Source organism: Thalassotalea euphylliae, assembly GCF_003390395.1.
Taxonomy (GTDB): Bacteria; Pseudomonadota; Gammaproteobacteria; order Enterobacterales; family Alteromonadaceae; genus Thalassotalea_F; species Thalassotalea_F euphylliae_C.
In genome coordinates this window covers 1,721,086-1,736,110 of record NZ_QUOV01000001.1, presented here as the reverse complement: position 1 = coordinate 1,736,110, position 15,025 = coordinate 1,721,086, and the positions used below count along the sequence as shown (strand labels likewise).

Genomic DNA, 15,025 nt, shown 5'->3' with positions numbered 1-15,025 from the left:
CGAGCAAGGCACCGAGCATTCAACCCGCAAAGAATTATTCATTAACAAAGCCACCGAACAATAACACTGTGATCACTAGACAGATTGTTATTGCTGTTAAGGAAAACCACTTTCCCCATGTCATAGTGCGAGTTGCAGCTAACCAAAACTGGCGGCGCACTTTAGGCTCGTGCTTTCCAACTCTGGCGATACGCATACCGTAAATATACGTACCTGTAATCGCTAATGTGCTGAGTACAATGCCAAACACAAAATATACTAGTTTAGATGGTAAACCCGCAAAGGTACCAAAATGCAAGGGGTCTGCTGCCTCGGAGATGCGGGCATGTATTGATAAGTCTTCTCCTTTATTTTTAGCTAACAGTGCCCCTGACATGGGATCAAAGCTAAGCATATTGGCGCGAGCTCTAACGAGAAGTGCTTTCCCCTGCCCTTGCAATTGCACGCCATTGCCATTGCGCTGTGGAAAGAACACGCGCTCTACAGCTAGCTCTGGGTACAAGGTTTTGGCACTTGCCATCATCTCGGAAAATACTGCTACAGAAGGCAGTACTTTGGCATCTAGTGCTTGTTCAGATAACGCTTTACCACGGTCGGGATATTGCGCGCGCAGCCCCCACACTTCAGCAAAGTACCAAATACCCGTGATGGCAATCACAGCGATAAACCAAATACTCCAAACACCAGCCAAGCGATGAACATCTGCCCAGAACAGCTTGCGATGACTGCGCCGCGGCATTCGGAAAAAACCTGTCCACCATTTGCGATAAACCACCAAACTTGTTATTAATGCAATTGCCAATAAAAAGCCCAATGCGCCGACTATGGTCACGCCAACTTTAGTGGGCACCATTAAGTGGCGATGGCTCATACGCAAAAAACGCTGCCAGTTATACCAGCGCCCATCACCTAAGTACTCACCCGTAGTCGGATGAAAAAACATGCGATGCCTGATCTTGTCTTGGCTAAAAAAAACCACTTCAGCAGCAAACCATGGGTCAATTGGGGCACGAATATGTAACAAGTGTTTATTCGGTTGCTGTGTTATCGCTGATTGATAGATTCTCGTCCATTCCATTGTTTTTACCGTGTCGGAGTCAACACGCATTGCAGGATTAGTTAGCCAATCGAGCTCGTGTGAAAGCACCGCCAAGGTGCCAGTAACTAACGTAAAACTTAACAAAATCGAAAGTTTAAAACCGACCCAACTGTGCACTTTAAACCACTGTGCTCTGCTCAATTGAAGCTCCTTACTTGGATATAAGAAAAATACGAGAAATGAAGAAAGGCGTTTATTCTAGTGACGCGAGAAAACACAATCAATAATGATTACTATTTTTATATAGCTTCACATGAGTTAACTTAGCGTCTTAACTCTGTACCTGAAAGTGTGACTAATAATTTTTTGTCAACAAAAGCAAGATCACTTCTTAATGCTAAACCGTATAAAACAGTAAATTTCATCATGTAATTTAGCGTAAGTTTTATATGTCGAACCATAGGCCACAGAATAGTTTATTGTTAACTTCTTCCCGCAAATCAAATGCTAAAAAAGTACCCACGTCACGTTTTTCCAGATTAACGGCAATTGGTGGCCTAGTAGCGAAAGTTGCTACGAATACCCTTATTGACGGCGCTAAGCAATGGGCACAAGGCGAATCCACCTCAATGAAAAGCTTGGTATTACACCCTAAAAATATTGCTTTACTGGCGGACAAATTAGCGCAGATGCGCGGCGCTGCAATGAAGCTGGGTCAGTTATTGTCAATGGATGCCGGCGATCTGTTGCCACCAGAGTTAAGTCAATTACTAGACAGACTTCGCGCCGATGCTAAACCAATGCCACATAAACAACTCTTATCGGTATTAAAGGCGAATTGGGGAGATAATTGGCTCGATAATTTTAGTCATTTTGAGCTTCAACCTTTTGCCTCAGCCTCTATTGGCCAGGTCCATCTCGCGTATTTGGAAAATGGCCGAAAACTAGCAGTAAAAGTGCAGTATCCTGGGGTAGCAAAAGCGATTGAAAGTGACGTGGATAATGTCGCGACTTTGCTTAAGCTTTCTGGTTTATTACCTGAGCATATTCAAATTGATGGCCTGATTGCAGAAGCTAAAAAACAGCTCTTAGTTGAAGCAGATTATCGACAAGAAGCTAGTTTTATCGGCCGTTATAAAACCCACCTAGAAAGCGAACCGTTTTGTCTGCCCGAAGTATTCAAGTCGCTCAGCACCGGCTCTATTCTCTCAATGAATTTTATTGAAGGAATTTCGATTGATAAATTGGGCAACGCACCACAAGCTGTAAGAGATAACGCCGTTGAGCAATTGATTGACTTGTTCTTTCGCGAATTATTTGATTTTAACTTGATGCAAACAGATCCCAACTTCGCTAACTTTTTATACCAAGAAGAAACCGAACAAATTGCTTTATTGGACTTTGGGGCAACACGAAATATACCCTCGCATATTAGCCAAGGGTATTTATCGCTCATTAATGCGGCGATGCAGGTTAATGAATCGCAAATGATCGCATCAGCTAAACAGCTTGGCTTTTTTACCGACGACATTAGCGCAGACTACCTTGCACAAATCTTGACGATTTTTAAGCTTGCCAGCGAACCACTAACTTGCGATAACAGCTATGACTTTGCCAATAGCAATTTAGCCCAACGTATTAAAACGCAAGGGATGAATATTCAACGACAGCAAGATCAGTGGCATACCCCACCTGTTGACGCCATTTTCATTCATCGCAAATTGGCAGGCATTTATTTACTAGCGGCGAAACTCAGCGCCAAAGTAAATGTTAAATCACTGTTTATGCCTTACTCCAAACTTGCCAACAATGCTTAAACTAGATTTATTTGCGCGCATTACCTTTGCGTAAACTATCTATGCATAAATTACCTTTCCGTAAAGTATTTATGCATAAGGCAATAAAAAGCCCACGTTGCATTAGCGCATAGTGGGCCATTTTAATGTATTTCATTTTAGCGGCTAGATGCAGCAAAGGATGAAGCGTTATCTGGTTTTGCTAAAACTACCTTACTACCAGTGCTTTCATCCTCACTCTATTTGCATATGTGTTTGTCTAGTGGTGTCTCGCCACTGTCGCTTTGTCACTTGGAATAATCACATTATCGATAACGTGAATAACACCGTTTGATGCTTTGATGTCGGTCTTGATAACTTTAGCATTATCAACCATCACTTTGCCATTCATCGCAGTAATGTCGATGCTTGAGCCTTGTACCGTTTTCGCTGCATCTATGTTCACTACTTGCTTGGCATAAAATTTACTTGGCACAACATGATAGGTCAAAATTGCTATCAGTTTGTCTTTGTTTTCTGGCTTAAGTAGGCTTTCTACTGTTCCAGCTGGTAATTTTGCAAAAGCTTCATTCGTAGGTGCAAAAACCGTGTAAGGGCCTTTACCTTTGAGTGTGTCAACCAATCCTGCAGCTTTGACTGCCGCGACAAGCGTGCTGAAGCTTTGATTTGATGCAGCAACATCAACAATATCTTTGTTTTTCTTGTAGCCATAGCCACCTGCAGAGACCGCAAATGCAGAAAGTAACATGACAACAGATACAGCTTTAACCCAAATTTTTTGTAACGTGATCATTGTGATTTCCCGTTGATTAAATAATTTCGTTTCGACAAATTGTGTTAACAACAAAGAACTCTTCCCTCGCCCTTTGTTGTTGCCGCTGCGGTTATTCATGTTTACGGGCTTGCCTTTGCCAAAGATTACTTTTTTATCTTGCGCCACAAACTATTTGCCGTAACAAATTATTTCTGAATGCCATATCAATATGACTTCAATTATTGCCGTGCAGTTTGCTCATTCTTAGCAAGAACATCACGCAGATCATTAAGCGCATCAACAGCAAAGCCTCTATCGTAGAAATAGAGAATTTCATTTTTCCGACCTAACAGAATAACCCGTGCATTATTTGGATTTTCAGTACCTGTAAGCTGGGTAATTTTTTCAGCCTCTTGATAAACGGTGATCACCCCACCCCACAGTTGTTTTGGAATTCCTTTACGCATACCGTTATTGATTAAGGTCTCAAACATGCGCGGTAACATGCCTTTGATGGTGGGTAATTCGTATGCCGTTACTGGCGTTTGTGTCATATCAAGACCAATGAGCCAGCGATCAATATCAAACTGTGAATCTTGCACATAGCCGATTAATAACAGGCGATGTTCGCCGCTTAAGTCGCGCGGCATTAACACTTGCTCTTGATTTAAGTTCTCGCCAGTAACGGTAGGAAAAGTTTCATTAATCGGTGTTCGATTGGCAATAGGTGAAGAGCAGGCACTTAGCAAAGTAACTAACGTAATGCCAAGCGCAAGAACATAACGTTTAGCGGCGGTTATGGATGGTGAAGATATCGAGCGGTTTATCATGTTTACTATCCTAAATAATTCAATTTATTAGGATTACGTAAGCATTGTTGAAACTGATTAAGTGTTGAAACTGATTAAACGTTAAAACTGATAAATGGTTAAAACGGGAAAATCATTAAGCCACTAATCAAGCACCAAACACCGTAAGAACAAATCTTTACAGCCTACCTCAACGTACCCTCTAACACCCGATATTAGTGTACACACTGACGATAATATAAAGCAGTGACGTATAACGAGATAACACGACCTAAGACGACTAAAGAGAGGCCAATTGATATGTTTTCTATTTTTAAACGCGACCCGATTAAAAAACTGACTAAGCAGCACGCAATCAAACTTGAACAAGCCATGCATGCGCAGCGCAATGGCGACATGAAATCATACGCCATGCTAACCGCAGAGGCAGAGCAAATCGCGAGTGAAATAAAAACATTAAAACAAGAAAAGCAGCCAGCTTAATCGAAAATTCAGTACACAAAATTGGTAAAAGCGAACGACTCAACTGTACAAATTCAACTAACAATTACCTGTACTAGCTCATATTTGGTCTGACACTCGTGCTTGACAGAATATGACCTGAACTGACAGACGGCTTTGAGCGAACAACAGTCTTTGATGCCCCCATCAGTATGCAAAATGTAAGACCTGTCCCAATTTACTTTCAAATGCTGTAGTATTTAATTATCTTTAATACTAAGCTTGAATTCACATAATCTGGCAAGTTCATTTAGGTTTTGCTTTAATGTTTCTTTTTTCGTGTGAGATAACGGCTTATCTACTCCTTCCACATCTAGGTTCCAATAAAGTACTTTATAATTACCTGTACTTTTATGTCGGAAATTTTTGGTCCACATTGTAAACTTTTTATACTCAGAATTTTTATAGGGATCATTCGCATTCACATTTTTAAAGACTTTTAAGTTAAACGTTTGTGTATAGTGGGCGTCATATCTTCCAAAAAAAATGGTTGATATGCTTAAATCAACGGAGCTATTGGCTAAGTGGTAGGTCACATCTTCATAGGTTGTTTCTGAGTATAAGGAATCACCACGCCAAGAATTGTATTTATATTTTGAAATGTTAGTTGCCTCAATGCTGCAATTGTCAGTGAAAAATTGAGTTGGGAAGTTAATCGTTTGATAATATTCATTATTATTAACCCTATGTGTGCCATCCAAATATTGTAAGGTGCGGTTAATATCTTTAACAAGTGTTTTTATTTTCTTTGCATTAGCCGCTTTGGTTTCAGCTTCAATTAGCTCTTTAGGTTTTTGATTCGAGCCATACTTACCTTCAGTAATTTCCCCTTCCAATATTCGAGCGTAGCCGCGAATGATAACCGGCGACTTGTATTTACCTTCAATATGAGCGCTACCACCAACAATCGCGTTACCCATGATCCTCACGTACTCGCCTATGTAAGCATCGTCTTTTACTACGGCATTACCTAATACTCTTACGTTCGCTTCTATGGTAGCCGAACCACAGATTGAGGCACTGGGCGCAATAAAGGCACGTTCATCGACAAAGGCACCATTGCCAACAAAGCCGCCTTTTCTAGGATTAGATTCTCTATCGTTGACAAAATAATAGCCTTCTTCACCGGCGCACTCTTTTGATTTGGCGTTAATAAAAGGTGGGAACAATAACAAGACGAGAATGAACAAAGGTAAATTAGGCTTCATAGTAGAGCTTAATTAACAAGTCAATTAAAATTTCAATTAAATTAACAAGTTAATTGAAATTTGTCAATTTTTTATCAGTAATAAGAAGCTGTTGTTACAGGGACACATTAGTGACGCGCCCTGGAACCAATGCGGTCAGAGTCGATGATTTGACCCTTTTCCAATGTCCGCTTCTGGCACTTATGCGACTGTCAGATTTGATTAAGATTTAATAATCGCATTTGGTAGATCAAGTTAAGACTTATTCAAATTACCAAACTCAGCTAATACAGCTGAGCATTGCCAAAGTCAACGACTACAAAGTTCAATATTTTATGGTCTGTCGTCATAACTTTTACGGGCACTATAAACATCTTGTAGGTGGTCATTTGCCCAAGACACAAGCCCCCATGCCGGTTTAGCAATTCCTCTGCCTAAGTCGGTTAACTCATAAACCACTTTTACTGGCACCTCAGGGTAAACAGTTCGCTCAACAAATCCATCACGCTCTAAATCGCGTAGGGTTTGCGTTAGCATACGCTGCGAAATACCTTCAATACGAGATTTCAGCGAATTGAAGCGATCTGGGCCGTCCACCAAGCTAAAAATAATTAACAATGACCACTTATCACCAATATGGGCAACAACATTTCGGATAGGACAATGTTCGTCTTGCACAAAGACTCGGCGATCTTGTTGTTTTGTTTTTGCATTCATTCATTTTTTCCTATTATTTTCTGCGACTTTCTTTTGCTTTCTAACTCACGACTATTGCTGTATCTATCTTTTTGCTTTAGGTAAACCAGCTAGTCCACAAATCCATAATTTGCTAACTAATTCACCCAGCACAGCCAATGATACGGTTACCAAAAGGTAACTAGCGAAGCTAAAACTGCCTTCTTGTTAGCCAATATAATTTATCGTACCTTAGTATACAACAGTAACCAACACTAAATATGGAAACTATTATGACTCAGGCACTTCTTAATACTGCAATAGCTAATTTTTCATCAACTGCGAGCACAAGCACCACTGCCAAAGATATGTTTACGCCCAGTTATGCCATGATAGGTAAACACAAGGTTAGATACGCGCAGTCGATCAAAGCAAATGCACCTAACTTGGTATTACTTAATGGCTTTCCACAAAGTATTCGTATGTGGGAAAGCGCATGGTCTGAACTCGCTAAACACTTCAATCTACTGGCCTTTGATATTCCAGGTTTTGGCTTGAGCTCAGCCGATAAAACAGATATGTCGCCAAGAGCACTAAGCGCTAAAATCATCGAAGTGTTCGACTATTTTAATATTGATAAAGCCCATTTAGTCGGGCCAGATGTTGGTGTACCAATTACCTTAGCAACCGCAATCGATTACCCCGAACGGTTAGTTAGCATTAACATATTTGACGGCCCTGGAAGCAATCCACCGGCAATGTCTCCCATTCTTAAGGCGGTAATTAACTATCGACTGGTCAGATGGTTAGCAGCAGGTTTAAACAAAAAAGCCATTATGAAAACTAACTTTAATGCTGCGGTCAAAGACGGTTATCACCATTACCAACCAAACGAGCGCGCGATTAAAGAATATTACGAGATCACCCATAACGAACAAGCGCACCAGAACTCGATTGCGTTTTTCGGCTCTTACCAGCGTGATTTGCCATGGATTGAAGAGAACCTTACAAAAATTCAAACCCCGACATTAATCACATGGGGCAAGCACGATCCCTTTGTGCTAGCAAGCAACGCCGAATACTTAAGCTCGCAACTCCCTAATAATAAAGTGAAGATATTTGAAAATGCTTCACATTTTTCAGCCGAAGATGCAGGTGATGAATATGTTGAGTTAATTAAGGACTGGTGCCTTGGCGAGCACCAATTAAAATAATATTCGCTAGATTAAGCTATCGCCGCCTCTAGGCGGCTTTTTTGTGCCTAATTTCAGTGATTTTTGACTACTGTATTAGATGACAGAAAGAGGGTGAACTCCACAAATGACAGGCAATAAAAAAGGGCTGCATTGCTGCAGCCCTTTAATTTTAATTGGTGCGGATGGCGGGACTTGAACCCGCACGCTGTTAAGCACCACCCCCTCAAGATGGCGTGTCTACCAATTCCACCACATCCGCGAAATTTGATTCTGGCTGAATAGCCTAGTTAGGTACGTCGCTGTCGCTCTTGTCTTCGTCAGCCGCTGGTACGTCAGCGTTTTTAGGTTCAGCGCTTGCTGCTGGGACATCAGTTGGAATTTGTTGCTCAACTGGTGCTGATAAGTCGTTCCACTCGTCAGTCGCTTTAATGCGGTTAGCTGTCAAGTTACCTAAAACAAGGCTGATTGCAAAGAATGCAACTGCTAACCACGTCGTTGTGCGGGTCATAAAGTTACCCGAACCGCTTGAACCGAAAATAGTAGCAGATGAACCAGCACCAAATGAAGCACCCATGTCTGCACCTTTGCCTTGCTGAATTAGCACTAAACCAATCAATGCAAGCGCTACAATTAAGTAGATAACAATTAAAATTTCATACAACATCTAACGAGTTCCTTTTGCCGCCGAACAAATCGTTTTGAATTCTTCGACTTTTAAACTTGCGCCGCCAATTAGGCCACCATCAATGTCAGGTTGTGCGAACAAGTCCTGACAGTTTTTAGCATTTACACTACCACCGTATAAAATTGGTGTTTTCGCAGCGATTTCTTCGCTCGCATTTGCTAAAAACTTACGAATAAATTCGTGTGTTTGCTGTGCCATTTCTGGTGAAGCTGTTTTGCCTGTACCAATTGCCCAAACAGGCTCGTATGCTACAACAATATGGCTAAAACGCTCAATACCTACTTCATCAATTACTGGCTGAAGTTGGCTTGCTAACACTGTTTCGGTTTGCTCGGCAGTACGTTCTGCTTCACTTTCACCGATACATAAAATAGGTACTAACCCTGCGTCTAACGCAGTTTTCACCTTGTGCGCCACTTGTGTGCTTGTCTCTTTAAACAAGCTGCGACGCTCTGAGTGACCTACAATAACATATTGTACTTTGCAGGCCTGCAACATGCTCACAGAAATTTCACCTGTGTAAGCACCTTGCTCAAATTCACTTACGTTTTGTGCACCAACACTAATATGCTCACAAGCTTTTTCTTGCTCGAAAGCATCTGTTAATGCTGCTAAAAATGGGCTGCTAGGGCAAACAACGATACTAACATCATTCGACAAGCCTAAATCAGCTAAACCTTGACTAATTTCAGTCACAAGACCGAAACTACCATTCATTTTCCAATTGGCTGCAACAATTGCTTGTCTTTTCATCTTGGGTTCCCATTTTAGAGCGGCGAGATAGTAACTAACCTGCCGCTAACTTACAAGTATTTCCAACGATATGTTGACTGTTTGGCGATTATTCAACCTAACAAGCTAATTTTACTTGTTCTGCAATATCGTTTGCCAACTGAGTAACTTCTTTGCGATCTGGCCCTTCTACCATCACACGAATAAGCGGCTCTGTACCAGACTTGCGCAATAACACGCGGCCTTTACCTGTAAGTTGTTCATTTACTTGATCAACTGCGGCAATCACATTAGCGGATTCAAGCGGATCGTTATCACCTTCAAAGCGCACATTCACCAATATTTGCGGCAACTTAGTCATGCCTTGGCGCAATTCAAATAATGATTTTTCGGTGCGGCAAATCGCAGTAAGTACATTAAGCGCAGCAATAATACCATCGCCTGTTGAGGTATGATTTAGGTTGATAATATGGCCTGAATTTTCAGCACCAAGTTGCCAGCCATTTTCAAGTAGCTTCTCCATCACATAGCGGTCGCCCACTTTGCTTCGAACAAAAGGCACATCCAACTCTTTTAACGCAAGCTCTAACCCCATATTACTCATTAACGTGCCAACAACACCGCCAGATAATGAACCTGCCGCTAGATCGCTAGTAGCGATGACATAGACTAACTCATCACCGTCAACCACTTCACCGGTATGGTCAACCATCATCAAACGGTCGCCGTCACCATCTAGTGCGATACCTAAATCGGCGCCGTGTTTAACCACAGCTTCTTGGATTTGCCCCATTGAAGTAGCACCACATTTGTCGTTGATGTTAGTGCCATTCGGACTCGTCGCAATTTCAATCACTTCAGCACCAAGCTCTTTAAATACGTTAGGTGCGATGTGATACGTTGCACCATTGGCGCAATCGACAACTATTTTTAAGCTTGCAAGTGAGTACTGACTTGGGAAGTTACTTTTACAAAACTCAATATAGCGACCAGCGGCGTCATCAATACGCGTAGCTTTACCTAGTTTGTCCGACGCTACACAGGTCATTGGCTTATCAATTTCTGCTTCTATGGCTAGCTCGACCGCATCAGGTAGCTTTTCACCGCTTTGCGAGAAGAATTTGATGCCGTTGTCGTAGTATGGGTTATGTGATGCGCTGATCACAATACCGGCTTCGGCGCGAAATGTTTTGGTTAAATAAGCAATACCCGGTGTCGGCATTGGGCCTAATAAGCCAATGTTAACACCGGCAGCAGAAAAGCCAGCCTCTAGCGCAGATTCGAGCATATAGCCTGAAATTCTCGTGTCTTTACCGACTAATACTTTCTTAGTGCCTTGCGCGGCCATTACCTTGCCCGCTGCATAGCCAAGTTTCATCACAAAATCTGGGCTAATTGGCGCTTTACCTACTAAGCCTCGAACACCATCAGTGCCGAAATATTTACGTTCTGACATACTTATCCTCGCGTCAGTTCTGGCTGCTCTGCAGCCCTTAATACAGTTAGTGCATCCACGGTTGCTTTAACATCGTGAACGCGAATTATTTTAGCCCCTTGTTGGGCGCTGATAATGGCAGCAGCCAAACTACCAGCCAATCGCTCATTAACATCCGCATTTATCAAATTACCGATCATCGACTTACGTGATATCCCAACCAGCACTGGCAATCCCAATGCTTGGAAAGCTTTTAATTCATGTAACAAGCGATAATTTTGTTCAAGTGTTTTGCCAAAGCCAAAGCCAGGGTCAACCAGTAGCCTTTCTTTAGCAATGCCTGCTTGCTCGCACGCTTCAATGCGCTGTTGAATAAAGTTGACGATATCTTTTGTCACGTCTTGGTACTGCGGATTGTTTTGCATAGTGCGCGGTAAACCTTGCATATGCATTAAACAAATTGGAATGTTGCTATTGGCAACGGCAGCTAAACAACCTTCATTTTGAAGCGCTCTGACGTCATTAATCATGCCTGCGCCATGAGCAATTGCTTCGCTCATAACTTGCGCTTTGCTGGTATCAATCGACACTATGGTATCAAACCGCTGATTAATGGCGTCAAGCACAGGAATTACCCGTGCTAACTCATCATCCACTGAAACTTCTGCCGCACCGGGTCGTGTAGACTCACCGCCAATATCAATAATGGCGGCGCCATCATTAATCATTTGCTCAACTTGAAACAAGGCATCATCGAAGTTAGCAAAACGGCCGCCATCAGAGAATGAATCTGGCGTAACATTTAATATCCCCATCACTTGGGGATGAACCAGTGAAAGCTGCTTGTTGGGACATGATAGATGCGTAGGCGTCATAGCGTTCAAATTCATTAATTGTTATTAGTATTTTAAGTCTAACCTTTAGTCGCTTTTTATTGCCACTAAAAATAAAGCCCCGATAAACGGGGCTTTATATCAATTGCAATGCAATATACTAGATCAATTTACTTGGCAGGTAAATCCGACGGCTCGTCTAAATCAGGTGATTTAGGTTCAACCGATTCCTTTTCATCCACCTTGCTACCTGAGCTTGGCTTTGAACCGGAATTAGAATCATCAAAGTCAGCCGGAGCACGTACTTCACGGCGTGCCATCAAGTCATCAATTTGGTTTGCATCAATAGTTTCGTATTGCATTAACGCATCTTTCATCGCGTGCAAGATATCCATATTATCTTTTAGAATTTGCTCAGCACGCTGATAGTTGCGATCAATGAAATCTTTTACTTCATCGTCAATCGCTTTCGCTGTGTCATCAGACATGTGCATTGACTTAGCTGATGTACGACCTAAGAACACTTCGCCCTCTTCTTCAGCGAATAGCATAGGACCCATTTTCTCTGATAAGCCCCACTGAGTAACCATTTTACGCGCTAAGCCCGTTGCACGTTCGATATCGTTCGAAGCACCGGTCGACACTTTATCTGGACCATAGATGATTTCTTCAGCGATACGACCACCGTAAAGCGACGAAATATTGCTTTCTAAATGCTGCTTGCTGTGACTGAAGCGATCTTGCTCAGGTAAGTACATAGTCACACCTAACGCACGACCGCGAGGAATGATACTGACCTTGTAAACTGGATCGTGCTCGGGCACTAAGCGACCCACGATAGCGTGACCCGCTTCGTGATAAGCTGTCATTTCTTTTTCGTCTTCGCTCATTACCATTGATTTGCGCTCGGCGCCCATCAAGATTTTGTCTTTGGCTTTTTCAAACTCTTCCATAGACACTAAGCGACGTGAACCACGCGCAGCAAATAGTGCCGCTTCGTTTACTAGGTTCGCTAAGTCTGCACCAGAGAAACCTGGTGTACCACGTGCAATAACTGATGCTTTCACATCATCCGCTAAAGGTACTTTACGCATGTGAACTTTTAAAATTTGCTCACGACCGCGAATGTCAGGTAAACCAACCGTTACTTGACGGTCAAAACGACCAGGACGAAGTAATGCAGGGTCTAGTACGTCAGGGCGGTTAGTTGCCGCGATAACGATAACACCTTCGTTGCCTTCGAAACCGTCCATTTCTACAAGCATTTGGTTAAGTGTTTGCTCACGCTCGTCGTGACCACCACCAAGACCTGCGCCACGTTGGCGACCTACGGCATCAATCTCATCAATAAAGATAATACAAGGGGCAGATTTTTTTGCTTGCTCGAACATGTCACGAACACGCGAAGCACCCACACCAACAAACATTTCAACAAAGTCTGAACCAGAAATTGAGAAAAACGGTACTTTTGCTTCGCCAGCGATAGCTTTCGCAAGCAATGTTTTACCAGTACCTGGCTGACCCACCATCAAAATGCCTGATGGAATGCGACCACCCAGTTTTTGGAATTTCGTTGGATCGCGCAAGTAATCAACAAGCTCAGCCACTTCTTCTTTAGCTTCGTCACAACCGGCAACATCAGCAAAAGTGGTTTTGATTTGATCTTCGCTTAACAGGCGCGCCTTTGATTTGCCGAATGACATTGCGCCTTTACCGCCACCGCCTTGCATTTGACGCATGAAGAAAATCCATACACCAATCAGCAGTAACATTGGGAACCAAGAAATGAAAATAGAGGTTAAGATGCTTGGCTCTTCAGGTAACTGACCCTTAGCACGTACACCTTGTTTAACAAGATCATTGATTAAGTCGCGGTCGTAACCGCCAGGGATTACAGTAACAAACTGCTCACCACTGCGTTTGGTGCCTTCGATAACACCGTTGCGGTCAACGCTCGCTTCGCGCACTTGACCTTGTCTAACATCCTGAATGAAACGGGTATAGTCCATCTGTTGTTCATTACTACCACCCGGAGAAAAAGACTGGAATACAGACATCAGGACGACGGCTATTACCAACCATAAAATAAGATTTTTTGCCATATCGCTCAACTTAACAACCTCTTGCTGTTTATAAAAATGGTGCGACCAAACTGTTCATTAATTTACTACAATTTAAAACCAGTAGCTACTAGATAAACTTCTCTTGACCGTGCACGAGAAGAATCAGGCTTACGAGTTTTAACTACCTTGAAAACGGCTTTAACGTCTTTCATAAACTGATCAAAGCCCTCTCCCTGAAATACTTTGACCACAAAAGCGCCATTTTTCTTCAAAACTTGATGACACATATCTAATGCCAACTCAACTAAGTACATACTGCGAGCCGAGTCTGCAGCGTCGTTACCTGTAAAGTTTGCAGCCATATCAGACATCACCACATCAATGTCTTTACCGTTGATGCGCTCTAAAAGGGCGTCAAGTACCGCTTCTTCACGAAAGTCACCTTGCAGGAAATCAACGCCAGCTATCGGGTCCATCGGCAAAATATCACACGCGACAACCTGTCCATCATCGCCAACCTGCTTAACGGCGTATTCAGACCAGCCACCGGGCGCTGCACCAAGATCTACGACCTTCATACCGGCTTTGATCAATTTGTCTTTATTGTTAATCTCTTCAATTTTGAATACCGCTCTTGAGCGAAGGCCAAGCTTTTGCGCCTTTTTTACGTATTCGTCATCAAAGTGTTCATCTAGCCAGCGCTTACTGCTGGCACTGTGTTTTTTCTTACTCACTAAATAACCTTTTTTGCTACTTTAAGTTGAAGTGCGAGGACACAAATCCGTACACAAAAACCAAAGTGCGGACATAGTAATACAGTCTAGATAAGGGTAAAATATGCGAATTCAAGCAAACTGTAACGAAAATTGTTAATGAGCCTAAATAAAAAACAAATCCAACATTTAAAAGCCCTAGCACACGACTTAAAACCCGTTGTGTTGCTTGGCAGCAATGGTTTAACTGAAGCGGTTGTCGCAGAAGTTGACTTCGCACTAAGCCACCATGAGCTAATTAAAGTAAAAATCCCAACAGATAACCGTGAAACAAAAGGGTTAATTGTTGAAGCGATTTGCCGCGAAACTGAAGCTGAAAAGGTACAAGTTATCGGTAAAACGCTAATTATCTACCGCCAGTCTGAAGACAAGAAGATTCAACTGCCTAAAGGTTAACACCTACTTAGTAATTGCATCTCAGTTGCTCATTTATTGCCGATGCTGCATTAAATGGGCGACTCCTACTTCTCTCCTCTTTCTCATCTCTTTCTACCCTTTGCTTAGCCGCTCACCGAAATCTATTTCGACTTTGCAATCCAATCTCAAA

The 15,025-nt window shown here is 42.4% G+C and carries 15 protein-coding genes and 1 tRNA gene; 4 read left to right on the top strand and 12 right to left on the bottom strand.

Annotated features, from left to right (window positions below; genetic code table 11):
• Window positions 1–34 precede the first annotated feature (34 nt).
• A complete protein-coding gene (locus tag DXX92_RS07720; RefSeq protein ID WP_115999927.1) occupies window positions 35–1,240 on the bottom strand; it encodes a PepSY-associated TM helix domain-containing protein in 1,206 nt (401 codons plus the stop codon).
• A 278-nt stretch (window positions 1,241–1,518) separates the two neighbouring features.
• Here DXX92_RS07720 and DXX92_RS07715 point away from each other — a divergent pair, with 278 nt between their 5' ends.
• Entirely contained in the window at window positions 1,519–2,856 is a 1,338-nt protein-coding gene (locus DXX92_RS07715; protein ID WP_245961426.1) for an ABC1 kinase family protein, read from the top strand.
• 238 nt (window positions 2,857–3,094) lie between these two features.
• Here DXX92_RS07715 and DXX92_RS07710 read toward each other — a convergent pair whose 3' ends face one another.
• Together DXX92_RS07710 and DXX92_RS07705 are read right to left on the bottom strand one after the other, a co-directional pair.
• On the bottom strand, window positions 3,095–3,583 hold the full coding sequence (locus DXX92_RS07710) for a fasciclin domain-containing protein (protein WP_181901803.1): 489 nt from the start codon (window positions 3,581–3,583) through the stop codon (window positions 3,095–3,097).
• A gap of 245 nt (window positions 3,584–3,828) precedes the next feature.
• Window positions 3,829–4,419, bottom strand: coding sequence for a hypothetical protein (locus DXX92_RS07705; protein WP_115999925.1), 591 nt, complete (start codon window positions 4,417–4,419; stop codon window positions 3,829–3,831).
• Window positions 4,420–4,698: 279 nt separating this feature from the next.
• Between DXX92_RS07705 and DXX92_RS07700 the strand changes: the two genes are divergently transcribed.
• Window positions 4,699–4,881: a DUF6435 family protein gene (locus DXX92_RS07700; RefSeq protein ID WP_115999924.1), complete on the top strand. Its 183-nt coding sequence runs from the start codon at window positions 4,699–4,701 to the stop codon at window positions 4,879–4,881.
• A gap of 218 nt (window positions 4,882–5,099) precedes the next feature.
• Here DXX92_RS07700 and DXX92_RS07695 read toward each other — a convergent pair whose 3' ends face one another.
• A complete protein-coding gene (locus DXX92_RS07695; protein WP_115999923.1) occupies window positions 5,100–6,107 on the bottom strand; it encodes a hypothetical protein in 1,008 nt (335 codons plus the stop codon).
• 312 nt (window positions 6,108–6,419) lie between these two features.
• Entirely contained in the window at window positions 6,420–6,803 is a 384-nt protein-coding gene (locus DXX92_RS07690) for a winged helix-turn-helix transcriptional regulator (protein ID WP_115999922.1), read from the bottom strand.
• A 251-nt stretch (window positions 6,804–7,054) separates the two neighbouring features.
• Between DXX92_RS07690 and DXX92_RS07685 the strand changes: the two genes are divergently transcribed.
• Entirely contained in the window at window positions 7,055–7,975 is a 921-nt protein-coding gene (locus tag DXX92_RS07685; RefSeq protein ID WP_116002341.1) for an alpha/beta fold hydrolase, read from the top strand.
• A 156-nt stretch (window positions 7,976–8,131) separates the two neighbouring features.
• On the opposite strand, the gene DXX92_RS07680 is transcribed toward DXX92_RS07685, so the two are convergent.
• The 7 genes from DXX92_RS07680 to rlmE form a co-directional block, all read right to left on the bottom strand.
• Window positions 8,132–8,216: transfer RNA gene (locus DXX92_RS07680), tRNA-Leu, on the bottom strand.
• A gap of 24 nt (window positions 8,217–8,240) precedes the next feature.
• Window positions 8,241–8,618 carry a preprotein translocase subunit SecG gene (gene secG / locus DXX92_RS07675; RefSeq protein ID WP_181901801.1) on the bottom strand — a complete coding sequence of 126 codons (378 nt, stop codon included), beginning with the start codon at window positions 8,616–8,618 and terminating at the stop codon, window positions 8,241–8,243.
• 3 nt (window positions 8,619–8,621) lie between these two features.
• Window positions 8,622–9,395 (bottom strand): triose-phosphate isomerase, encoded by a 774-nt coding sequence (tpiA, locus tag DXX92_RS07670; protein WP_115999920.1) that lies wholly within the window; start codon window positions 9,393–9,395, stop codon window positions 8,622–8,624.
• Window positions 9,396–9,492: 97 nt separating this feature from the next.
• A complete protein-coding gene (gene glmM, locus DXX92_RS07665) occupies window positions 9,493–10,830 on the bottom strand; it encodes a phosphoglucosamine mutase (protein ID WP_115999919.1) in 1,338 nt (445 codons plus the stop codon).
• A 2-nt stretch (window positions 10,831–10,832) separates the two neighbouring features.
• On the bottom strand, window positions 10,833–11,699 hold the full coding sequence (gene folP / locus DXX92_RS07660) for a dihydropteroate synthase (RefSeq protein ID WP_428977335.1): 867 nt from the start codon (window positions 11,697–11,699) through the stop codon (window positions 10,833–10,835).
• A 113-nt stretch (window positions 11,700–11,812) separates the two neighbouring features.
• The gene (ftsH, locus tag DXX92_RS07655) at window positions 11,813–13,753 is read right to left on the bottom strand and encodes an ATP-dependent zinc metalloprotease FtsH (protein ID WP_115999918.1); all 1,941 of its coding nucleotides are present in this window, start codon (window positions 13,751–13,753) and stop codon (window positions 11,813–11,815) included.
• 56 nt (window positions 13,754–13,809) lie between these two features.
• A complete protein-coding gene (gene rlmE, locus DXX92_RS07650) occupies window positions 13,810–14,439 on the bottom strand; it encodes a 23S rRNA (uridine(2552)-2'-O)-methyltransferase RlmE (protein WP_115999917.1) in 630 nt (209 codons plus the stop codon).
• 138 nt (window positions 14,440–14,577) lie between these two features.
• Between rlmE and yhbY the strand changes: the two genes are divergently transcribed.
• Window positions 14,578–14,874, top strand: coding sequence for a ribosome assembly RNA-binding protein YhbY (yhbY, locus tag DXX92_RS07645; RefSeq protein ID WP_115999916.1), 297 nt, complete (start codon window positions 14,578–14,580; stop codon window positions 14,872–14,874).
• The last annotated feature ends 151 nt before the right edge of the window (window positions 14,875–15,025 follow it).